The organism is Chengkuizengella axinellae, assembly GCF_030730905.1.
Lineage (GTDB): Bacteria > Bacillota > Bacilli > Paenibacillales > KCTC-33759 > Chengkuizengella > Chengkuizengella axinellae.
Genome location: NZ_JAVAMP010000001.1, coordinates 788,164 through 810,987, shown reverse-complemented (window position 1 = coordinate 810,987; position 22,824 = coordinate 788,164). Strand labels below are relative to the sequence as shown.

23 protein-coding genes and 1 tRNA gene are annotated in these 22,824 nt (G+C 33.7%); 9 read left to right on the top strand and 15 right to left on the bottom strand.

What is annotated here, in order from left to right; all coding sequences use genetic code 11:
* Window positions 1-29: 29 nt before the first annotated feature.
* The 4 genes from Q5Y73_RS04055 to aceB all read right to left on the bottom strand — a co-directional run bounded on the left by Q5Y73_RS04055 (window position 30) and on the right by aceB (window position 5,964).
* Window positions 30-335, bottom strand: a complete 306-nt coding sequence (locus Q5Y73_RS04055) for a hypothetical protein (protein WP_305990547.1) — start codon at window positions 333-335, stop codon at window positions 30-32.
* Between the two features lie 166 nt (window positions 336-501).
* The gene (locus tag Q5Y73_RS04050) at window positions 502-2,760 is read right to left on the bottom strand and encodes a UvrD-helicase domain-containing protein (RefSeq protein WP_305990546.1); all 2,259 of its coding nucleotides are present in this window, start codon (window positions 2,758-2,760) and stop codon (window positions 502-504) included.
* A gap of 274 nt (window positions 2,761-3,034) precedes the next feature.
* Entirely contained in the window at window positions 3,035-4,327 is a 1,293-nt protein-coding gene (aceA, locus tag Q5Y73_RS04045) for an isocitrate lyase (RefSeq protein WP_305990545.1), read from the bottom strand.
* A gap of 44 nt (window positions 4,328-4,371) precedes the next feature.
* Entirely contained in the window at window positions 4,372-5,964 is a 1,593-nt protein-coding gene (aceB, locus tag Q5Y73_RS04040; RefSeq protein ID WP_305990544.1) for a malate synthase A, read from the bottom strand.
* A 397-nt stretch (window positions 5,965-6,361) separates the two neighbouring features.
* Here aceB and Q5Y73_RS04035 point away from each other — a divergent pair, with 397 nt between their 5' ends.
* The gene (locus Q5Y73_RS04035; RefSeq protein ID WP_305990543.1) at window positions 6,362-7,009 is read left to right on the top strand and encodes an isochorismatase family protein; all 648 of its coding nucleotides are present in this window, start codon (window positions 6,362-6,364) and stop codon (window positions 7,007-7,009) included.
* Between the two features lie 257 nt (window positions 7,010-7,266).
* Here the strand turns inward: Q5Y73_RS04035 and Q5Y73_RS04030 are convergent, their stop codons facing one another.
* From Q5Y73_RS04030 to Q5Y73_RS04015, 4 genes are all read right to left on the bottom strand, one after another.
* Window positions 7,267-8,247, bottom strand: a complete 981-nt coding sequence (locus Q5Y73_RS04030) for a 2-hydroxyacid dehydrogenase (protein WP_305990542.1) — start codon at window positions 8,245-8,247, stop codon at window positions 7,267-7,269.
* 218 nt (window positions 8,248-8,465) lie between these two features.
* Window positions 8,466-9,260, bottom strand: a complete 795-nt coding sequence (locus Q5Y73_RS04025; RefSeq protein ID WP_305990541.1) for an ABC transporter ATP-binding protein — start codon at window positions 9,258-9,260, stop codon at window positions 8,466-8,468.
* A complete protein-coding gene (locus Q5Y73_RS04020; RefSeq protein ID WP_305990540.1) occupies window positions 9,253-10,179 on the bottom strand; it encodes an ABC transporter permease in 927 nt (308 codons plus the stop codon). The genes Q5Y73_RS04025 and Q5Y73_RS04020 overlap by 8 nt, the downstream gene beginning before the upstream one ends.
* A gap of 139 nt (window positions 10,180-10,318) precedes the next feature.
* Entirely contained in the window at window positions 10,319-11,395 is a 1,077-nt protein-coding gene (locus Q5Y73_RS04015) for an ABC transporter substrate binding protein (protein WP_305990539.1), read from the bottom strand.
* 167 nt (window positions 11,396-11,562) lie between these two features.
* Here Q5Y73_RS04015 and Q5Y73_RS04010 point away from each other — a divergent pair, with 167 nt between their 5' ends.
* Window positions 11,563-12,009, top strand: a complete 447-nt coding sequence (locus Q5Y73_RS04010) for a hypothetical protein (RefSeq protein WP_305990538.1) — start codon at window positions 11,563-11,565, stop codon at window positions 12,007-12,009.
* Between the two features lie 96 nt (window positions 12,010-12,105).
* Here Q5Y73_RS04010 and Q5Y73_RS04005 read toward each other — a convergent pair whose 3' ends face one another.
* Entirely contained in the window at window positions 12,106-12,711 is a 606-nt protein-coding gene (locus tag Q5Y73_RS04005) for a CAP domain-containing protein (RefSeq protein WP_305990863.1), read from the bottom strand.
* A gap of 735 nt (window positions 12,712-13,446) precedes the next feature.
* A complete protein-coding gene (locus Q5Y73_RS03995; RefSeq protein WP_305990862.1) occupies window positions 13,447-13,950 on the bottom strand; it encodes a penicillin-binding transpeptidase domain-containing protein in 504 nt (167 codons plus the stop codon).
* A gap of 358 nt (window positions 13,951-14,308) precedes the next feature.
* Here Q5Y73_RS03995 and fsa point away from each other — a divergent pair, with 358 nt between their 5' ends.
* Window positions 14,309-14,953 (top strand): fructose-6-phosphate aldolase, encoded by a 645-nt coding sequence (gene fsa, locus Q5Y73_RS03990; RefSeq protein ID WP_305990537.1) that lies wholly within the window; start codon window positions 14,309-14,311, stop codon window positions 14,951-14,953.
* 236 nt (window positions 14,954-15,189) lie between these two features.
* On the opposite strand, the gene Q5Y73_RS03985 is transcribed toward fsa, so the two are convergent.
* The gene (locus Q5Y73_RS03985; protein WP_305990536.1) at window positions 15,190-15,678 is read right to left on the bottom strand and encodes a DUF1643 domain-containing protein; all 489 of its coding nucleotides are present in this window, start codon (window positions 15,676-15,678) and stop codon (window positions 15,190-15,192) included.
* A gap of 114 nt (window positions 15,679-15,792) precedes the next feature.
* Here Q5Y73_RS03985 and Q5Y73_RS03980 point away from each other — a divergent pair, with 114 nt between their 5' ends.
* The 4 genes from Q5Y73_RS03980 to Q5Y73_RS03965 all read left to right on the top strand — a co-directional run bounded on the left by Q5Y73_RS03980 (window position 15,793) and on the right by Q5Y73_RS03965 (window position 19,121).
* Complete coding sequence (locus Q5Y73_RS03980; protein ID WP_305990535.1) at window positions 15,793-16,458, top strand: hypothetical protein; 666 nt, start codon at window positions 15,793-15,795, stop codon at window positions 16,456-16,458.
* A gap of 259 nt (window positions 16,459-16,717) precedes the next feature.
* Window positions 16,718-17,212, top strand: a complete 495-nt coding sequence (locus tag Q5Y73_RS03975) for a hypothetical protein (protein ID WP_305990534.1) — start codon at window positions 16,718-16,720, stop codon at window positions 17,210-17,212.
* Window positions 17,213-17,413: 201 nt separating this feature from the next.
* Window positions 17,414-17,713 carry a hypothetical protein gene (locus tag Q5Y73_RS03970; RefSeq protein ID WP_305990533.1) on the top strand — a complete coding sequence of 100 codons (300 nt, stop codon included), beginning with the start codon at window positions 17,414-17,416 and terminating at the stop codon, window positions 17,711-17,713.
* 961 nt (window positions 17,714-18,674) lie between these two features.
* The gene (locus Q5Y73_RS03965) at window positions 18,675-19,121 is read left to right on the top strand and encodes a hypothetical protein (protein ID WP_305990532.1); all 447 of its coding nucleotides are present in this window, start codon (window positions 18,675-18,677) and stop codon (window positions 19,119-19,121) included.
* Between the two features lie 353 nt (window positions 19,122-19,474).
* On the opposite strand, the gene Q5Y73_RS03960 is transcribed toward Q5Y73_RS03965, so the two are convergent.
* Both Q5Y73_RS03960 and Q5Y73_RS03955 read right to left on the bottom strand, forming a co-directional pair.
* Entirely contained in the window at window positions 19,475-19,813 is a 339-nt protein-coding gene (locus Q5Y73_RS03960; RefSeq protein WP_305990531.1) for a hypothetical protein, read from the bottom strand.
* A gap of 93 nt (window positions 19,814-19,906) precedes the next feature.
* Entirely contained in the window at window positions 19,907-20,425 is a 519-nt protein-coding gene (locus Q5Y73_RS03955) for a hypothetical protein (RefSeq protein ID WP_305990530.1), read from the bottom strand.
* A gap of 435 nt (window positions 20,426-20,860) precedes the next feature.
* Here Q5Y73_RS03955 and cspD point away from each other — a divergent pair, with 435 nt between their 5' ends.
* Together cspD and Q5Y73_RS03945 are read left to right on the top strand one after the other, a co-directional pair.
* Complete coding sequence (cspD, locus tag Q5Y73_RS03950; RefSeq protein ID WP_305990529.1) at window positions 20,861-21,061, top strand: cold-shock protein CspD; 201 nt, start codon at window positions 20,861-20,863, stop codon at window positions 21,059-21,061.
* A 411-nt stretch (window positions 21,062-21,472) separates the two neighbouring features.
* A tRNA-Met gene (locus Q5Y73_RS03945) sits at window positions 21,473-21,549 on the top strand.
* A 321-nt stretch (window positions 21,550-21,870) separates the two neighbouring features.
* Here the strand turns inward: Q5Y73_RS03945 and Q5Y73_RS03940 are convergent.
* Together Q5Y73_RS03940 and Q5Y73_RS03935 are read right to left on the bottom strand one after the other, a co-directional pair.
* The gene (locus Q5Y73_RS03940; RefSeq protein WP_305990528.1) at window positions 21,871-22,323 is read right to left on the bottom strand and encodes a hypothetical protein; all 453 of its coding nucleotides are present in this window, start codon (window positions 22,321-22,323) and stop codon (window positions 21,871-21,873) included.
* 139 nt (window positions 22,324-22,462) lie between these two features.
* Window positions 22,463-22,795 (bottom strand): hypothetical protein, encoded by a 333-nt coding sequence (locus tag Q5Y73_RS03935; protein ID WP_305990527.1) that lies wholly within the window; start codon window positions 22,793-22,795, stop codon window positions 22,463-22,465.
* Window positions 22,796-22,824: the final 29 nt, after the last annotated feature.

Sequence of the window (22,824 nt, the reverse complement as noted above, 5' to 3'; positions counted from 1 at the left end):
ATCATGTTATCGACTGACTTTATGATTTGTTAGCGAAGGATCAGGATTCCGACTATAGTTACGATCATCGCTCCAAAAGCAACTACTACACCTGCCCAGGCTGGAACTATAGCTTTATTGTTCCTTTTATCCATACGTAGATTGTTGAGATCAGCTTTAATATCTTCTATATCTTTATCTCTGGCTTTTAGCATTTCTTGCAGCTCTGGTCTTGGTACAAAGCTTTTATTCCAAGTATCTAGTTTTGTATCCATTTTTATGACTACGTCACGTATGGATTTGAGCTCTGCTTCTAATTTTGCGATGCGCTCTATTTCTTCTTTCTCCAAGTTCATCTCCCCCATTTCTATTAAAAATATTTTATTCTAACAAATTGTTAGTCCTTTATATTATGATACTTATTTACAAAAAGAGTGGATGTATGTCCAACTTATATAAAAATTCCGCACATGCCCTGTAACCGCAAAAGCGCCTCTTCCATTTGAAGAGACGCTTTTGCACTTAAAAACTATTCTTTATCACTTTCTTTCCCTTATTCATAGATGTGCTGCAAATCGGACATTCTCTGCTCTCTTCTTGAACTGAATCCTTAGGTGATATTCGAATCCAGCCGTTGCATGTTGTATTCGTACAGAGCCAAGCAGTTACTTCTTCTTGTTTAGACTTTTCTATATTACTTAGCTTCTTCGTTGTATTAGATAATTGTTTCGATGAATGACTTTCGTTTGATTGAAATACATCTTTAATAAATCTAGATATATCTGTCCTAGCTCCACGATAAAATTGAGGAGAACTGATCATCAACTCTTCTTTGGCTCTTGTTACAGCAACGTAAGCTAATCTTCGTTCTTCCTCTAATGCTTCCTCTTGTTGTTTATCTTTATCTTCACCATATAGCTGATCGGACAATTCAGGATCTATGGACGAGCTATGCGGCAGAATCCCTTCAGAAAAACCTACAATATACACAACTGGAAACTCCAGTCCTTTTGCAGCATGGATGGTCATCAAACTGACTGCGCCTGATTCATTCACCCTTTTTGTTTTTAATTCTTGATGCTTCTTAATCATATTATTTATAAAATATACAAATTCTTTTATGTTTTCAAACCTTTTTGCTGAAGACTCGACTTCATCCAGCATCTCTCTATTCATTTCCTTATGTGAGGTCAATTCTTGTCTTTCATCTGCTTCGATATACTTATCATAAAATTCTGTTCTTAATCTTTTAATCGCATCTTCAGGTTTCAATTCTGCTATAGCTTTAATCAGTTTAATCCGTTCAACAACTTTTGCTTTTTGGAAGTCCTGCAAGTGAGGATAACTTTTTAGGTGAATCATTGGATACTTTTTCTTCTGATGCTGTTCCTTCTCCTCAATATGTCGCATTCCTAAATCTTTTCTAATGTACAATGAGCCTAAAACACCTTCGATAGCTGTGAAATCCCGATGATTCAAACATAATCTAAGATGATCAATCATTGGTTTGACCATCTTTTGTTCATAAAAAACCTCGCTCTGGCGACTTACAGTAAAAGGAATTTCACTCATAGTCATTAATTCAAATATTGCCCGCCCACTACTTGAAGTACGATATAAAACAGCAATATCTCCATAATTAGTCCCATCATTTATTTTGGCTTGAATATGTTTTACTACCTGCTCTGCTTCATCATCCGTATGATTTGGACGCAAGTACGAAGGAATCTCGATTCCTTCTTTCTTAGCTGTTAACGTTTTGGCTTTTCGATAATGATTCAACTTTATGATTTCATTGCCAAGTCCGACAATACTTGGTTTTGATCTATAATTAATATCCAACGATATGACTTTCGTATTTGGGAACGTTTTGTCAAAGTTCATTATAAATTCATACTTAGCACCATTAAAGGAATAAATGGTCTGATCTGGATCTCCTACAACCGTTAAATTTTTATGTTTTTCTGTAATCAGTTTAATCAATTCATATTGAAGGAAATTTGTATCTTGAAACTCATCAACTAAAACAAATTGAAATCTATTTTGCAATAACTTGAGTAATTCAGGCGAATTTTTTAACAAATCAAATGCCATTTGCAGCATATCATCAAAATCGATCCTTTCATGTTTCTTTTTCCATTGTTCATATTGTTTATAAATCTGTTGAATTTCCTTTTCAGAAGTTGTTTTTGCTATCACCTGATTCGGTTTTATACCCCTAATTTTGTATCCTGAAATCAAAGAAAGCACATTTTCAGCTTGGTATTCATCTTTAAGTCCTGCTTCTTTTAATAACTGTTTAATTAATATTCTTTTATACTCTTCTTTTACAATCTCTTGATGATAACCTTGTTTTCTTAACAACTTTAAGAAAAAAGCATGAAAGGTACTTGCTTCAATTTTAGAAATATTCTTTCCAACCGTTCCAGTTAAGGAAATGATACGCTCTTTCATCTCATCTGCTGCTTTTTTAGTAAACGTAACAAGCAGCATGTTTTCAGGAGGAACTTGATGATAAGACATTAAGTAGCTTGCCCTACAAGTAAGTAAAGTTGTTTTACCAACTCCAGCACCGCTTAAAGTCAACAATGGTCCCTTGTAGTGCCTAACCGCCTTAATTTGTGATTCATTCAGTTCTATTCCTTTATGTTCCAAGGAACGAAAGAAATAAGCATCCTTGTCTAAGTCAGATACAATTTCTTTGCTTGTTTTATCACTTGCTTTTTTTGCAAAAGGAATTTTAGTGTTTGTTGCCCCTTGTGGAAGTTTAGTTAAGTTCATTCGTTTTAAATTCCTCTCAATCTATAATAAAAAGTGTTCGAAGGTTGTTTAAGTTACCATTAAAATTATAACGGATTTCTCTATTTTGAAAAGAAGAAATCCATCAAGTTTAAAAAAAAATTTTCATCTAAAGGATTCAAACTTGAATAAGACCCTCAGTTCCCTCAATTTTTTAATATAAAGAAGTTAACAGAACAAAAACCCCCTCCAAGTGTTGAAGGGGGTTTAAGAGATTCATTCTAAATTAGCATAGTTAAACTTTTTTAATAAAGTGCTATGCACTATGAAATTGAGCTTCTTCAGTAGACCCCTTAAGCGCTGTAGTTGATGATTTGCCACCAGAAATCACTTGAGAAACTTCATCAAAATACCCTGTACCTACTTCTCGTTGATGTTTTGTTGCTGTATAACCATGTGGTTCATTAGCGAATTCTGCCTGCTGCAGTTCAGAATAAGCTGCCATGCCTCTTTCTTTATATCCACGTGCTAGCTCAAACATACTGTGATTTAAAGCATGGAAACCTGCTAATGTAACAAATTGAAATTTATATCCCATTTTCCCTAGCTCTTGTTGGAATTTTGCAATGGTTGTGTCATCCAGTTTAGCTTTCCAATTAAATGAAGGGGAACAATTGTAAGCCAGCAGTTTATTTGGATATTTCTCATGAATAGCATCCGCAAATTGTTTAGCCTGTTCAAGGTCTGGCGTAGAAGTTTCACACCAAATGAGATCAGCATAAGGTGCATAAGCAAGCCCTCTTGCAATCGCTTGATCCAAACCAGCTTTTGTTTTAAAGAAGCCTTCTGGAGTTCGTTCTCCAGTTAAAAACGGTTTGTCATCCTCATCAATATCACTTGTAATCATATCTGCTGCATCTGCATCTGTTCTTGCAATCAATACCGTTGGAACACCCATTACATCTGCTGCTAATCTAGCTGCAACCAAATTACGTACCGCAGTTTGTGTTGGCAGTAATACCTTGCCTCCCAAATGACCGCATTTTTTTTCTGATGAAAGCTGATCTTCAAAATGGACACCAGCTGCACCAGCTTCAATCATCCCTTTCATTAGTTCAAATACATTTAACTGACCTCCAAATCCAGCTTCAGCATCAGCAACAATAGGTGCAAACCAATCCACATTTTCCTCTTGTTCCAAATGACTTATTTGATCTGCTCTATGCAAAGCTTGATTTATTCTTTTTACTACATGAGGTACACTATTTGCGGGATACAGACTTTGGTCAGGATACATTTGTCCAGAAAGATTAGCGTCTGCTGCAACTTGCCATCCACTTAAGTAAATTGCCTTCAATCCTGCTTTTACTTGTTGAACTGCTTGATTTCCTGTTAATGCTCCTAATGCATTCACATAATCTTCTTCCTGCATTAATTTCCATAATTTTTTAGATCCTTTTTTTGCAAGTGTATGTTCAACATCAATGGAACCACGTAATTTGATGACCTCTTCAGCTGAATAAGGACGTTCTATCTCATTCCATCTTTCGTCGATTTGCCAACTTAATTCTAAATTTTGAATTCTTTTCATCATTTTCTTTTCCTCCATTTTTTTAGGTCGTGTTCAATAGGTGATGATTAGAACACCCTCCATTAATTTAAAATTTTGTAACCAGGCAGTGTTAAAAAGTCAGTAAATTCATTATTTTCAATTAATTTATTAAATAGCTGTACAGCTTTTTTTATCAAACTATTTTCAAATCTTTCAGATCCACGCTCAGCTCTGATTTCCTCTAATTCTTCTTTTTGCAATTGCTGGACTAATTCTAAAGTTACTTTTCTCCCATCATCTAGAACTCCCTTTGGGTGTCTAATCCATTGCCATAACTGAGCTCGAGAGATCTCAGCAGTTGCTGCATCCTCCATCAAATTTTGAATAGGTGCTGCACCCTGGCCAGACAACCATGATTCAATATATTGAATGCCTACATTGATGTTCGTTCTTACGCCTGCTTCAGTAATTTTTCCTTCTGGAACAGCTAACAAATCCTTTGCATTTACAGAAACATCATTTCTTTTCCTATTGATTTGATTTGCATTCGGCATATGCTGATTAAACATTTCTAATGCAACTGGAACTAACCCAGGATGAGCAACCCATGTTCCATCGTGTCCATCTAAAACCTCTCTTTCTTTATCAGCCTTCACTTTTCGAAACGCTTCTTCATTTGCTTCTGGATTGTTTTTGATCGGAATTTGTGCCGCCATACCTCCAATTGCAGGTGCATTTCTGCGATGACAGGTTTGAATAGCTAAAAGTGAGTATGACCTCATAAATGGAACCGTCATGGTGACTTCCGAACGATCTGGTAAAATGAAGGCTTGGTGGTTTCTTAATTTTTTAATGTAACTGAAAATATAATCCCATCTTCCACAATTCAGTCCTGCTGAATGATCCTTTAACTCGTATAAAATCTCATCCATCTCAAAAGCCGCTAATATGGTTTCTATAAGTACTGTTGCTTTGATTGTACCTTGTGGAATTTCCAGCTCGTTTTGAGCAAAGACAAATACGTCATTCCAAAGTCTTCCTTCAAGGTGGCTTTCGAGTTTAGGAAGATAAAAATAAGGACCGCTTTCATTTTCAATACTTTTTTTTGCATTGTGGTAAAAATACAGTCCAAAATCAACTAAACTTGCAGACATTGGCTCTCCATCTACTGTGATATGTTTCTCCTCTAGATGCCATCCTCTTGGTCGGACAACTAAAACAGCTGTATCCTTTTTCAAACTGTATTTTTTTCCATTCGTATTTTTAAAGGTGATCGTTTTATTGACCGCATCACGAAGATTCAATTGTCCCTCCATGCAATTTTTTAAGGTTGGTGAATTCGCATCTTCAAAATCGGCCATAAATACACGAGCACCCGAATTCAACGCATTGATGATCATTTTTCGATCGACTGGTCCAGTGATTTCAACTCTCCTGTCTTGAAGATTCTGTGGCAACGGTGCGATTGTCCAATTTCCTTTTCGAATATGTTCTGTCTCCTCCAAAAAATCAGGCATTTCACCGTTATCTATTTTTTGTTGACGTATTGTTCTGTTGTGTAACAGCTCCTTCCTTGATTTTCTAAATCTTCTTTCTAAATTTGTAATAAATAATAGTGCATCTTCAGTCAGTATTTCTTCAAATTTTTCATCTACTGAACCTTGGATTTGAAGTCCTGAAACTAAAGTTTCCATGATTAGTGACTCACCCTTTCATGTTTTATTGTTATAATACAGTTAATTAAATTTAGTTGTATTATATAACAGATGTTTTGAAAATAAAACCTTTTTTTTAAAAATTATCTGAATTTTTTGTTTATAAGTTGGAGAAAGAGCTTCTCATTAAAACGAAAAAATTTAATATTGACACAAAAAAAATAATATTGTAAAATTATCTTGAATTCAAGATATATAATTTTAGGATAATTTAATTAAAGATATCTAGAAATAAAAATCTAATTCAATTTAGGTTAGGGGACAGTCTCTTTTCAAAAAGATTTTAAATGCATGTATGCTAGATTCATTTATCAAAGCATAATTTCAGAAATTATGTGCAACATAACATACTTTAATACTTTAGGAGGAAATTAAAATGAACAATCAAAAATCAACTTTTATCGATCCAACTGATGCGGCTTTACTTCTTATTGATCACCAGAGCGGATTATTTCAAACCGTTAAGGATTTGGATGTTCCAACTCTTAGAAGAAATGTCAAGGCTCTTGCCAAATTAGCTGAAATTGCAAAAATTCCAGTAATTACGACAGCATCAGTTCCAGAAGGACCAAATGGACCTCTTATTCCAGAAGTTACTAATCTGCCAAATTCAACTCATATTCAACGAAATGGAGAAATCAATGCGTGGGATACTCCAGACTTTGTGAAAACTATAGAAGCTACTGGTAGAAAAACACTTATTATTGCAGGGACGTGGTCAAGTGTTTGTATGGCTTTCCCTACGTTAAGTGCACTAGAAGCTGGTTATACAGTTTACAACATCGTAGATGCATCTGGAACGGTAAGCAATGTGGCTGCTGACATCACATTAGCTCGCGTTGTACAAGCTGGAGCTATACCTGTTGATACGGTTGCTTTAGTATCTGAAATCCAAAAAACTTGGAATCGCCCAGATGCGGCTGAGTTTGCAGCTCTATATTCTGAGTTAGTTCCAAATTATCGTCTAGTTATTGAAAGCTTTGAAAGAGCCTATGAAGAGGGTCAAAAAACAGAAAACAAATAAAAAAATGCTATATATACATTGTTCATTGGTATCCCATAGGGATCATCTTATTATTCAATTAACACGAGCTACATGTGTTATCTCCCCCTATTATTCAAGGGGGAGATAACAGCATGATTTTCCTGATAAGATCCTTTATTTCATTTTTAATTCATTGACTCTTTAATTTTTCTATACACGGACATAGGTAGAGAAGGAGCTTTAGTTGAAGGGAAAATATGAGACAGATGTATTCATGCTTAAACAGTGTAACTTAACTATATTGTCACATCTTTATTCACATAAGCTTCAGGGTACTTACCTTGAAGAACATTTACAATATTTTGAACCGCTAATCGCATCATAGCATATCTAGTATCGATAGATGCGCTTCCAATATGAGGTACGGCCACAACTTGATCTAAATTTATTAATGGATGTTGATTTGAAATAGGTTCTTGTCTAAACACATCTAACCCTGCCCCCGCAATTTCTCCTTTATTCAATGCATCTAATAAATCATCTTCTTCGACAGTTAACCCTCTACCTACATTTATGAAAATGGCCTCATTTTTCATTTTTGAAAAGGCTGTACTATCAAATTTATTCTTTGTTTCTTCTGTTAGAGGGAGTAAATTCACAACAAAATCTGATTTTTCCAACAGTTCTTCAAAAGTACAATAAGTGACATTTAAAGTTTCCTCTACCTCTTCTTTTCTTGAACGATTGTGATATAACACCTGCATATCAAATCCAGCTGCTCTTTTTGCTACTTTTTCCCCGATTCTTCCCATTCCTACGATACCTAAAGTTTTATGATGAATATCTCTACCCACCATAAGCAAAGGACCCCAGTCTTTCCAATAACCCTCCTTAATAAATTGATTACCTTCCACGATTCTTCTAGCTGTAGACATCAATAAAGCAAACGCTAAATCCGCTGTTGTATCACTTAGAATACCAGGTGTATTACAAATAAAAACACCATGTTTTGTAGCAGCAGACACATCTATATTGTCGTAACCCACTGCCATATTCGCGATAACTTTTAGATTAGGAGAATTCTCGATCAATGACTTATTTATATTGTCATCTAATGTTGTGAAAAGAGCTATGCTCTTAGCAGCTTCTCTTTTTAAAATATCCGCGGGTACCTTTTTGTTTCCTCCTTCCCACACATTTATCTCAGCCAGCGTTTTCAAAGGAGCAATCACTTCTTCTGGAATATTTCTAGTGATATATACATAAGGTTTTTTCATCACAATCTCCCACCCATTCTTTAAATACATTCTCCAATTTTTGACCTTCTATTACAGAATTCTAGAAAAAACATATGCCTCAAAGTGAATAACAAGAACAGTTTAAGAGTACAATTCTGAAAGTAATGTAATGAAGTTATACATTTTCTATAAATCAAAAAAAAGACCCCAACAAGTATATTATCGAGGTCTGAAAATAATTTGGTATGAAACACTTGTTAACCAAGTACTACACGGTCATCGTTTAATTCCTCACCTTTTATAGCAGCAAATTCATGAAGCAAATCTTCTACAGTAAGTCCCTTCTTTTTGCTCGGAGGGATATCCATTATAATTTGACCTTTATCCATCATAATCAAGCGATTCCCTAACTGGATTGCCTGAGCCATGTTATGAGTCACCATTAAGGTTGTAAGATTAAACTCTTTCACTACTTTTTCAGTTAAATTAGAAATCAATTCTGCACGTGAGGGATCCAATGCCGCTGTATGTTCATCTAACAATAATATTTTAGGCTTTGTAAAAGTAGCCATAAGCAAACTTAAAGCCTGCCTTTCTCCACCCGATAACAATCCCACATTCGCATTTAAACGATTTTCTAATCCAATGCCTAACCGCTCAAGCTGCTCTTTAAAATACAACTTTTTCTCTTTATTCAATCCCCGCTTCAAAGTTCGTTTATGACCTCTCAAGTATGCAATAGATAAATTCTCAGCTATCGTCATATTTGGTGAAGTTCCTGCCATTGGATCTTGGAATACTCTTGCAATCCATTTACTTCTTTGATGTTCGTGTAATTTGTTTACCACAACGCCATCAATTTTTACATTTCCATCATCAGGTTTTAATACACCTGAAATGATATTCATCAGGGTAGATTTACCAGCACCATTACTCCCAATCACCGTTACAAAATCTGAAGGAGCGAGATTCAAATTCACATTAGATAGAGCAAGTTTTTCATCAACCGTATTTGCATTGAATAACTTTGTAACATGATTAATCTCAAGCATTGATATCCCTCCCTTTACTATCAACTGTACTATTCACTTCTTTAATTCTTTCTAACATTTTTCGTTTTTGACCAATACTCTTTTGAATTTTTGGTAAAATCAGGGCCGCAACTACAATGAGTGCCGTAATTAACTTTAAATCTTCCGCATTCATATTAAGCTGCAGAGCTGAAGCAATCACCATTCGATAAACAATGGCACCTAATAAAACAGCCAATGTAGCTCTAAATACTGTTTTATGTCCGAAAATGGCTTCTCCTATAATGACTGAAGCTAATCCTATTACAATCATTCCTACACCCATGGAAATATCAGCAAACCCTTGATACTGTGCAACTAAAGCCCCTGACATTGCCACAAGACCATTAGATAATGCAATACCTAAAATAATAGTGGAGTCTGTATTCACACCAAAACTGCGAATCATTCTCTGATTATCTCCTGTAGCTCTCAATGCAAAACCGATATCGGTATGAAGGAATGCATCTAATATCAGTTTGAAAATAACAATGACGATTGGGACAATGAATAAAAAATATCCATCAGGAATAGCACTAAAAACCGTACTTTCCCCAAATAAAGGTGTATTAGGTTTACCCATTATTCTTAAATTAATAGAATAAAGAGCAATCATCATGACGATTCCAGATAGCAAATTATTAATCTTCCCTTTTGTATGAAGCAAACCTGTGATGGTTCCAGCTGCCGCTCCAGCTAAAAACCCAGAAAAAGTTGCAATAAATGGAGCATAACCATAAGTAATCATCACAGCAGAAACTGCCGCTCCAGTTGTAAAACTCCCGTCAACTGTCAAATCAGGGAAATCTAAAATTCGAAAAGATATATATACACCAAGTGCCATAAGTACATATAATAAACCTAGTTCAATTGAACCTTCCAATGCCTTTAATAAATACATTATGTTGTTAGCCCCCTAGTTCTAATCCATACTTCATCCCGTATTAACAGTCCGTAAAGTTAAGCAATACGGGCTGTTAATACCCGATAAGTTAAATGACGATAGTGGAGGTCCCTCCCCCACTATCCATCAATTAAAATTATTCTTGAATCTTGTTTTCTTCCTTCACTTGATTCAGTAGTTCTTCGCTTAAAGTAACTCCTTGTTCTTTAGCAGCTTTAAGATTGATTACAAGGTCTAATTTATCAGGATAGCGAATTTCTAATTCTTCTGGTGACTTACCACCATCTATGATTTCTAATGCCATTTCACCTGTTTCATAACCGATTGTAAAGTAATCAACACTAAAGGAAAGTAATGCACCACTAGCCACTGTATCTTTTTCACTAGCAAATACTGGCAGGTCATTTTCATTAGCAACTTGTAATAATGCAGGAAGTCCTGATACTACCATATTGTCCTTTGGAATAAACAATGCATCTACTTTACCCAATAAAGATTCCGTAGCTTGTTTTAACTCACTTGTATTTGTAATATTCGCTTCTACCATACTTATTCCTAATTCCTCAGCTTTTGCTTTTGCTCGTTCAACAGATACAGATGAATTTTGCTCCCCTGCGTTATATACAACACCTAAACTTTTTACTTCTGGGAATTCTTCTGCAATGAAGTTCATTAACTCTTCCAATCCAGATGGATGTGTATCCGACATTCCAGTTACGTTTCCTACTGGTGCATTAGACTCATCTACTAAACCTGCTCCTAGCGGATCAGTAACAGCTGTAAATAATACAGGAATGTCCTTAACCTCTTGCTTCATAACTTGTGCAGTTGGAGTTGTAATCGCTAGGATAATGTCATTATCTGAAGCTTCAAATTTCTGAGCAATGGTTGTATTATTAGGCATCTCACCTTGTGCATTTTGATAATCTATTTCTAAATTTGCACCATCTTCATATCCTGCATCAACCAAAGCTTGGATAAAACCTTCTCTCGTTAGATCTAACGAAGGATGTTCTATTAATTGAGCAATGCCAACTTTAACTACTTTTCCATCTTCGCTGCTAGTAGCCTCTCCTTCACTTGATGACCCACTAGTTGTTTCTCCGTTAGCAGAATCATTGTTTTCTGCTTGATCATCACTAGGATTGTTTCCACACGCAGCTAATGCAAAAACCATAAATACTGCAATCAAAATTAAACTGATTTTTTTCATTTCTTTCCCCCCGTATTGTACTTCTGTTTAAAAGTTTTAAAGCGATAAAGAGCGCTTATATCAACCTATCATATAATGGTATTATTTTTTAGTCAATGCTAGAATAGGAGATTCAAGTGAACCTTAAATGTAATATTATGGTTTTATCTATTGTGTGGAGGTGTATGATGAAAAAAACAATAAAGTTATCATCTTTTATTCTTTTATTTGCAATTTTTACTATAACATCTTGTTCCGGAACAGAAGAAAGTAATTCTGAGGTTTTATTAGATTCAAAGACTAGAGATCAATATATTGAAAATGGTGAGGTGTTGTTTACTATCTTTCCTGATCCAGGACTTGTTGCCGGAAAATCTTTTGGATATGTAATTAGTTTTTCAGAATCGTTTGAGACTTATAAAGGTAAAGAATTATCCATCTATGCCTATCATGAAGAAACTGGAAAACAGATTATAGCATTTCCTCCTGAAATTATAACCGAGCCCAGTTCTGGATATTTAAGCTTAAATCGATTTACTTTTAGTTTTGAACTACCACTAAGTGGATTATGGAGATATGAAATTATTTTAGATAAGGAAGTTTACGGGGATGTTATTTTAGATGTGAAAGAATGATCTATAAAAAGGGATAATGTCAATTCAATCTTCAGCAGGCAAAAAAAGAACTCCATCAACATGCTTGCACATCAATGAAGTCCATTTGAATTTTTCTTATTTCCCAATAAACATTTGAGTCCAGAAATTCCCTTGCTCTACGTATCCAACACCAATGTGTGTGTAGCTAGTACTTAAAATGTTTTTTCTATGTCCAGAACTATTCATCCAAGCATTTACTACTTCTTGAGGTGTTTTTTGACCATAAGCGATATTTTCAGCAGCCGACGAATAGGATACTCCAAAACTTCTCATCATATCAAATGGAGACCCATATGATGGGCTTGTATGACTAAAATAATTTCTAGATTGCATGTCCACTGATTTCAAACGTGCAACCTCACTTAATTTATCATCTACTTTTAAAGCAGGAAGTCCATATTTCGCACGCTCCGCATTTGTTAAATCTACTACTTGCTGTTCATACGAACTCAGTACTCCTGAGGGTGAAGCATTAGTAACAGCAGCTGTACTACCTGCTTGAGGAACATTAATGACTTGACCCGCCGTTAAACTATTCGGGTTAGCAATCTGCGGATTAGCAGCAATAAGAGAATCCATTCCTACTCCTAATTTTTGAGATATAATCCACATTGTATCATTTGCTTTTACTGTATATTGATTTCCATCATTTGAAACGATTAACAATTGCCCTGGATATATTGAATCAGAAGATAGATTATTCAGTGCTTTCAATTCATTTACTGTTAGAGAGTAGCGGTCTGCTATTTTCCATAATACATCTCCAGACTTAACTGTGTATGTAGTAGAGTTTGAAACGATTAATGATTGACCTGGATAAATTTCATCGGATGATAGATTATTTAATGATTTCAATTCATTTACTGTTAGAGAATTGCGATCTGCTATTTTCCATAATACATCTCCAGATTTAACTGTATATGTACTACCGAATGAAGTGCTAACCATTGAAACCATTAATGTAATTCCTGATAGTAGTGTAACAATCTTTTTTTTCATGATGTCATCTCCTTGTTGTCATATAAAACTATCATATCGTAGATAATCAACCGAATAAATGTAAAAATAATGGAAAATAGCATGTTGTTTTCCATCCAACTAGAAAACTCCTATTGAGAACAGGTTGCTCATTATGTTAAATCATGAACTAAAATCATAGTTTAACCTTCAAATTTATATAAAGTGATTTTAAAATCTTAAAAACCTTCCTCTATTATTTCCTCAACCGTGTTCCAGTCCCCGTTAGCTAATCCACATCCTATTCCATAAGGAAGAGCAATAAATAGATCTTTCTCAACTGCAAACTCTTTCAATTCTGTACATGATTTAGTTAAAGCATCATAATTTGTATATATCTTTTTTTTATTTCTTCCAAAATGTAATTGTCCAAATAAGTTTGCAATCCACTTATTATTTTTAACAGGAATCAGCTGCTATTCTCCCAGGAGCAAATGCTATAAATAAATCGTTATTGACTTTTTGCCTTGCTATATCTGATTCAGATGTACCTGTTTCAACAGCCACTTCATAAGGGAAACCATCAAAACCTGATTTTTTTACTTCCGTCATTGCACTGTGGACTAGATCCAAATACTGATCAGGAAATTCTACTTCATTTAATATATTTGGTTCAAACTTCTCTATCGTTTTACCATCAAAAGTAGTTATCTTATCAACAAATTGCGGTTGTAGCCGTTTCCCTTTGTTTGCAAGCATTACAGCATATTGTGCTAACTGTAGTGTTGTATAATTCCCTTCCTGTCCCCAAGATGAAAAAACTAGCGAAGACAAAATACTTCCTGTAGATTCTAGATTATAATAATTAATCGTCCCACTATATTCATTTGGCAAGCTGCTCCCTGTAACTACTCCTAAACCAAATTTTTTCATATATGAATCCCAAAGATCTAACCCGGCTATTGCAGAAAAGCAAGTCTACTAATTAAAATTGAAATTATAACAAATACAGAAAAGAAAAATACATTCAATCTAAATGCAAAATTTCTTCGTTTAATCCATTCAAGTTTATTGGAGTCTTTCAAGATAGTCATATCATTCTCCTAATGAGAATGTTTTCCTACCTTATTATAGTTCAAATGGTATATTGATGCATTAAATAAATTATATTTCCTCCTTTTCGATCTAAAATCAAAATTAGGTAAGTTTCATTGTAAAATATTTCTTATTTGATATAATTGAGGAGGTAAACTCTTCAAATAATTGACAGTGAAGTCGTAGAATTTACATGCATTTACCTAAATTACGAGGAGGAATGAATATGAAATTTTTTATTGATACTGCAAACATTGAAGAAATTAGAGAAGCTCATTCAGTAGGAATTTTATCTGGCGTTACGACCAATCCAAGTTTAGTTGCAAAGGAAAATGTTTCTTTTCATGATCGTTTGAGAGAAATCACCTCGATAGTATCTGGGTCAGTTAGTGCAGAGGTCATTGCAACAAACGCACCAGAGATGATTGAAGAAGGAAAAGAACTTGCTAAAATTGCTCCAAATATTACGATTAAAGTCCCAATGACAATAGAAGGTCTAAAAGCAGTTAAAGCTTTTGATGATGAAGGAATCAAAACAAATGTAACTCTCATCTTTAATGCAAACCAAGCCTTGCTTGCTGCAAGAGCTGGAGCTACATATGTGTCCCCTTTCTTAGGACGTTTAGATGATATAGGGCATGATGGAATTGAATTAATTTCAACGATTTCTGAAATATTTAATGTGCATGATCTTGATACAGAAATTATTGCCGCTTCTATTCGCCATCCACTTCATATTACTGAAGCAGCATTAAATGGGGCGCATATTGCAACCGTTCCGTATAAAGTCATCATGCAATTATGTAATCATCCTTTGACAGATCAAGGGATTGAAAAGTTCTTGGCAGATTGGAACAATCAAAACACCTAGAGGATGGGAAAATAGTCCTATGAGGGGTGTAGCGTTGTTTTGTTGAAACATTGAATCTGTAAACTTATCATGTTATAAAAATATCAAAACCACTGACTTTATAGAAATACTGCATAAAGTCAGTGGTTTTTTATTGTTGAAATCTTGAAATCCTAAAAGGCTCTAAATTAAGATATATTGGGGGACAAACACAAATTTCTCAAGTGTTTTAGAACAATTAGTGGAGATTAATCATGTCAAAATTTATCTACTTTTTGTTTATACGGCTTCGGTTTTAAAGTTGAACTTAAAAATAACGGATGTTTAGGGTGTCCTTCTAAAGACATTTCCAGAACATATAATTTATCTGGATCAATCATTTTTAATACTTCTTCATTTCTTTTTAAATAGCTACCTCGATTCCCCCAAGCTAATATGACCTGATCACATCTATCAACTACTTTTTTAATATAAATGTCGTTTAATGATCCTACCGGATCTTCGACAGATTTTAACTCTGTGGGATAGGTAGCTCTATATGCAAATAAATTAATAACCTCAAGTGATCCATACCCCCAACTCTTTGCAAAATGAACACATTTTCTTATCGTATTGTCATCTTCTACCTCATCTGCTTTACTTGGATTCAACATTAAGAAACCAACTTTTTTTTTCGAATCATCCCAAACTCTAAATAGACTGTACCTAAAATTACCACTAATAAAAGCACCTGATTGATTTTTCATCTCCATGCACCTCCAATACTAGATTTATATGCTTGTATTAAGAGGTTGATGAATTATATGGACAATCATATTGTATACTGTTAAAATTATCAAAACCTTTTAGGAGTGATAAATATGAAAAAAAGAATAGGATGCCTTCATGCTCATTATTCAAATGTACAATATATAGAAAACGCACTCTCTGAATATGATGTTGAGTTATTGCATTTTGTTGACCCTGGACTAATGAATCGTGTTACATCAGATCATAATTTCCAAAATTCAGACGCTCAAACAAAAGTTAAGGACCAAATTGAATGGATCGCTCAATGTAAAGTCGATGCCATTCTAATTACATGCACGAATTATATTGCTATTCTTCAGGAAGACCAACTTTCAACTTCTGTTCCTATCATTAAAATTGATGAACCCTATTTTGAATACATATGTAGAACTGAGAAACCTCAAACCATCTTTTTTTCAAATCCTGCAACTGTAGAAGGTACAATGGAACGACTCAAACAATATGCCAAAAAAAAACATAAAGTTATAGATACTGAAGTTGTAGTAATTAAAAATAGCTTTGAATTGATTATGCAAGGTTTAAAAGAAGAGTATAATCAAGAAGTTTCAAAAAGTTTAAAAGAAAAAATATCTGAAGATAAAATGATTTCAGTAGCACAATTATCCATGGTCGAAGCCGCTAAACAAGTTGAGCAAGAATCATCAAAGTTTATTATCAATCCTTTGGAAACTTTAGTATCGTACATAGTTAATCAATTACATTTACAAAAAATATAATTTCCTATAAAAAAAATTTTACTTTCAGTAAGCTTCTCTATTCTGAGGTGCACTTCATTATAGAAGAAGCTTTTTTTGCTTGAGTTTCTTTATTAGTGCATAAATATGACTGTCCCTTCACCTTCATTGTATGAATATATTTTCTTTTAATCCTATCACATTAGCGGATTTTTATTGAAATGTGGTACACAAGTCCAGTCAAAATATCTGCAACCCCCATACAATATAAGAAAAATAAAATGGAAGGGACTTGATAACTATGGGTGCTTTTGATAAATCAATTTGCGAGTGCTGTATAGGTCCGATGCAGTGTGTTTTGAAACAGCTAGTTGGAGTAGACCTTATAAACATTCAAACTACTACTAGCCGACTTGTTAATAATGTGCTTATTACAAACGTTAAAGATTTTATTGTGTCAACTTCTGAAATAGGAGAAATTCCAGTATGTCAAATTACAGAAGTATTTATATTCGAAGCTGAAGATTCGGTAATTAAAAACGTATTATCAGCTTTAAAACCTATTAAAAATAATAAAGGAGAGTGTACTTGCTGTGAAGATCCCATAACTAACCTTCTAAATCTTGAAATTGGCAATACTTTAGAAATTGAATTCATTGGTACTAATGGATCAAACACAGACGAAATTATAGGTGTTGGTGAAGGAGTTGTAGTTGGACTCGATTTGTCCATTCCAGAAAAAACTTGCTTAGAAATTTTTTCAACATGTGCAATAACAAGGGTCACCCCTCAATGAACTATCTTAAATGGTAGAGCTAATAGTAACATTAACAACATTTTTAGTTGTACAGTAATAAACTCAATCAAAAACCTTTAAATTGAATACAAAAAAACTAAAAAAGGGCATGTTTACAGGTTTCTTTAATGATTCTGTAATTGTTCTAATTGACTATTCAAAAATATGGATTAAACAAAATGTGATTGTTGTGTAAACTCGATGAAGTGTGTTTTAGAACAATTAATAAACATTAAACTAAAACAAGTTAGGAATAGTACAGGACTATGTGCTTGCTGTGAAGACCCGATGACAAATTTATTAAATCTCTTCAAGCAGAAACAAGTAACCGTGGTTATACCTCCGGTTTCAACAATTAATGCAATTATTTTCGATGTTGGTGAAGGGATTGTTAATTTTGAAAATACACTATATACTCCAACTGGTGTAATAAATCAAATGTTTTTGAGCAAAAGACAACAATTTAACGAACTAAGGTTTTCAAATCCTCGTCTAATTTAAAGAACCACTCCTCTATCTTTTCTGGTGCATATTCTTGACCACTTTTAAATAATATCTAACCTGTTTCTCATATCAATATATCTAGAGTGATTCCATTAAACTTCCTAGTATTGGTGTTTTAAATCCGTTATAATAGTTTTCTGTACATTAATAATTACTTAGGAGTTTATAATGAAAAAATTATTAGAAATATTACTATGTATTGGTTTCTCAGCTATATATTTCTTTACTTTCTGGATTTCAATATATTTTATATTGGATTCGATAGCTTTTGAACTCTCAATAACTTATAAAACATTTGCAAGTGTTCAAGCCACAATATATATGTTCTGGATAAGTTTAATATTAAGTTTCTTTTTAGCAATGTCATTAGTTATACTTTCTGTGTTACTTTTTATTAAAAAAAGAAAATTATACCATACTCTTAAAATAGTAATGATCCCTATTATAATTTTTACCGTTTATTATGTTTCTGTGACAGATAGGTTTATTCCGTTTATTAATATGAACAAATATCTCATCAAATTTTCCCCCTATGCATACTTCTAATTTCCATAACCCAGTAGAGAGTCCTAAATATAATATTCGTACCTCAAAAATCCCCACCTTAACAAAGGAGAGATAATATCGTAGATTCAATTCTGTGTTTATCCTCATTAACTTCACGAAACCCCCACTACATTATTAAACTTAATCCACTCATAAATTTATCAATTGTAATCTCTGTTTGTTTCATTATCTTGAATTGTGACAACTGCTTGGATATGATGTTGACTTCAACTCTGGTTTAGTATTTCTATTGCGATCTTTTTGGAAATGGTTCATGAGTTAAGACAGCATCATTCGGCTTGCTTCTGACTTCATGTTTGATTCTTCTGTTAGTTTGAAAATAGTTACACGTCCAATCATAGCAACATTAGCGTGAATATACTATTAATAAACCGCTAAAGGACGTGATTTCATGGGTGTTTTTAATAAATCCAAATGTGACTGTAGCGTCTGTCCGATGCAATGTGTTTTGAAGCAGTTGATTGGGGAGACGTTATCTTCTTTAGGCACTTTTACCAATATCTTAATTAACGTAACAATAGATGACGTTACAGACTTTATTGTAATTACATCAGAAGGAAGAATTCCAATATGTCAAATTACATTTATGCGCCTAGAACCTACTAAGCAACTTAAATTGAAACCAATTCGTAAAAGTAAAGGGGAATGTGCTTGTTGTGAAGACTCAACAACTAATTTATTAAATACCTTTAAAGGGAAAAATATTGCAGTTACAACACTTCCACCAGTAGGTTTTACTCTAACTGGACCTGTTTTTGATGTAGGTAAAGGTATTGTGAATTTAAATAATTTGTTCTATATATCCACACCATCAATAATAAGAATCTCTCCTTTATAAATCTATTTTCCTCATCAGCTACATAAAGCTAGTGGGGAGATAAGTAAAAATAAAGCTTCTTCTATTTCACGGAAGAAGCTTTTAATATGGGTTTCTTCAACAAATCTTAAGTGACTGTGTCCTTACCTTCATTATACAAATATAACTTACATACTAACAGTGGTATTAGCGGATAATTCTTTTTGAATACATTAATAAAAATGATAAGGACGTATAAAATTAGTTCTATTATGTTATCACTTTGGCTTTTAGGCTTCGGGAGCCAATATACAAACCAATAATATTTCCTGAAATAGAAAGACCATTAAGTATGAGTTCATACTTGTTGATACCATTATCTGGATCATCATCAACTAAAGGAAAGTTTGTAAAGTTTGTATGTCTTCCTGTAGTAGTAGGTACATAATCCATTGCATCATTAATTGTACTAATAGGAATACCATTACGCTGGAGCTGAAATATAATCCAAAACTCATAGATGAACCCATAGCTTCAATAGCAACTTGAGATAAAAAATCAAGTGATACCTTTGTTTTCTGTGATTGTTTGACACACACAGTGCTGGATATTATAGGAAACGGTGTAGTTATAGCCATACCATTTTGAATTACTATTATCGCCCCTTCTCCTCCATATGGGTCCAATACTGAGACTGAATCATTAACTACAAATGGTAGTTGTTTTAAATCCATAATCTTGCCCCCCTACCTATAGATTATCCTCTTCTTATCTTATGAGTAATCTAATGTAATTGCTTGCACTCTTATCTATGGGGATTTATATTCTTAACTGCCTTTGGTAGATAGTGGGGGAATGCTTCTTTTGAGTTCTCGGAAATTTGAAAATCTAGGTTGATCGTTAATTTGTTCGTTCGCTGGAGCAATTCTAGTTATTGAACATGAGGAAAAAAAGTCAATTTCATTAGGATCTCCTAAATTTCTGCCTACAATAATACCTTCACCAACATCAATTATCTCATCGGTAAAAGTACCAAAATCAGTAGGAGAAATAAAATCAATATCAACTAGATTGCCAATCATAGACTTTGCTACGTTTGTTATGGGGTCTTCACAACAAGCGCATTCTCCCTTACTTTTCTTTATGCGTTTGTTGATATCTACAATAATTGTTGGATCAAAGGTTGAGACTAGAGTAATTTGACAAACTGGAATATTACCTATATTTGTAGAAGCCATGAAATCTTTTACTTGGTTAATAATTAAATCATCAATTCCAAATGTCTGAGTAACAACACCTATATCACCTTCATCCAAATTAACCAACTGCTGCAAAATACATTGCATCGGACATACACAACATGAAATCACTTCCCTATTAGTTTTTTTATATTGTATTCAAGCTAATTGATTACATATACAACACCTGTAATATCCAAAAGATCCTCTGGTATATTTTTCTTAATAAACTTAGATATTAATTAATCCTTCCACAAATGCCTAATAATACACAAAAAAGCCACCGACCCGACCAAAGTCAGTTCTATGTTATCGCAAGACCTATATTTTTTTGAATTATGACCATTTCATTGCTTTTACAGAGTATGAATGTTATAGTTAATCTAAACCATTTTGCATTTATTATAGTAGTAATTTAACAGAGCTGTAACGTTTAAGGAGATGGTAGAATTAAATCTTCTTTTGGGTTACAGTTTTTTTATTTAATATCTATAAAAAGCAAAATGGGAAAATTGATACTATACTTCCTAGGAGGAATATTTGATGCAAAACGGTAAAGTAAAATGGTTTAATAACGACAAAGGTTTCGGTTTTATCGAAGTTGAGGGCGGAGAAGATGTATTTGTACATTTTTCAGCAATCCAAGGTGACGGTTTCAAAAGTTTAGAAGAAGGTCAAGAGGTTTCTTTTGAAGTTGAAGCAGGTAACCGTGGTCCTCAAGCTGTTAACGTAAACAAAATCTAATATATCCAAAATATTAAGCTCTGTTTATTTAACTAGTAAATCATAAGCTGGCATTATTGATGCCAGCTTTTTACCATCTGACATCCATTTTCCTCTTTGTTAAAACGATCATTTTATTGAATATCTAAAACCAACTACTCTCCCTTCAGTTACCATTTATAAAAACGAATAGAAATTATATGATTCATTAAAAATTAAAAAAATCTTAAAATATAATAATTAAAGTATATTATTGGAATGGATAGACTTTTTTATAAAATTAAAACTATGAGTCTTCTCATAAAATTGTTTCCACTTAATTATCCTCCGTCCCATAAAATACTTGTTTTATTTTTCATTAAAACACTTGACCGAGAACTCATTATAGTGTATATTATTCATTACGGCCTTTAAAATACTACAACTTATTAACGCGGGGTGGAGCAGTCTGGTAGCTCGTCGGGCTCATAACCCGAAGGTCGTAGGTTCAAATCCTGCCCCCGCAACCAAGTTTTCCAACACCTCTTTGGGTTTTGTTCTTCAGAAGAATTTCTCCATCTCAAAACCTCAAATAAAATCCTGATTTTATTAATTATCCCTATGCCAATCCCGCAATCTTGAAAAGTAATATATCCTGTTTTAAAATACATTTCACAAACTCCATTCTGCTCATTCTCCCAGTTCATTAAATTATCCTCTTCTTATCTTATGAACAATCTAATAAAATTGCTTGGACTCTTATCTATGGGCTGGAATGTAAAAAAAGAACGTATTTCTACGTCCTTTCTGTTAACTGTTTCATTATATAATTATATTTTTAAACTTTAGTTCTACAATGTTATTACTATTGCTTTTAAGCTTCGGGATGCTACATTAGGACCACCGCCGCTTGAACATCTGAGAATATACGTATTTATTCCAACATTCGGTTCTTCATCCACTACCGGAAAGTTTGGAAAATTTGTATGCCTCCCTAAATTTACTGATGCATAATCCATTGTATTATTGATTGTTGCAAGTATAGTGTTAGAGCGTAAGATTTCATATGTTACAGAGAGAAGTGTAGCGCCACCTGCCCCATCTCCACCTGTCATAGCAATTTGAGCGAATGAATCAAGCGATACCTGTGTCCTCTTTGAGTTTTTGACGCACACATCAACAGAAAGCACATCTACAAAGCTGCCATCAACAGGGAGTTGGATTACATCTGGATCACTATCATCATATGGATCAACCACCGAAACACTTTTAGCAACAATAAAAACTTCTTTATTCAATCCCATAATATTACCTCCCAACTCATTAAATTATCCTCTTCTTATCTTATGAACAATCTAATAAAATTGCTTGGACTCTTATCTATGGGCTGGAACGGAAAAATAGAACGCATCTCTGTTAACTTTATAAACATATATTATATTTTTAACTTTGATCTATAATGGTATTACTGTGGCTTTCAGACTTCTGGATGCTGCAAAGATAGGTCAATGTTGCTCCCGCAAGTTCTAGTACATACCAATTCATACTTATTGATCCCGGCATGTGGATTTTCATCTTATACAGGAAAATTAGGAAAGGTGGGTTTTTCACACAAAAAACACAAAAATTAATAGTTGCAACAGGAGTAGCTATATCAGAGGGGAGTATAATTGTGCCTTCTCCTCCATACGGATCATCTACTGAAGCCGTATCAAAATAAGTAATTTCAATTTCAATTCTGTCATACTGTTTATGATCATACATAAAGTCATACATTTCTCGTATCCAATTTAATCCATTATCAC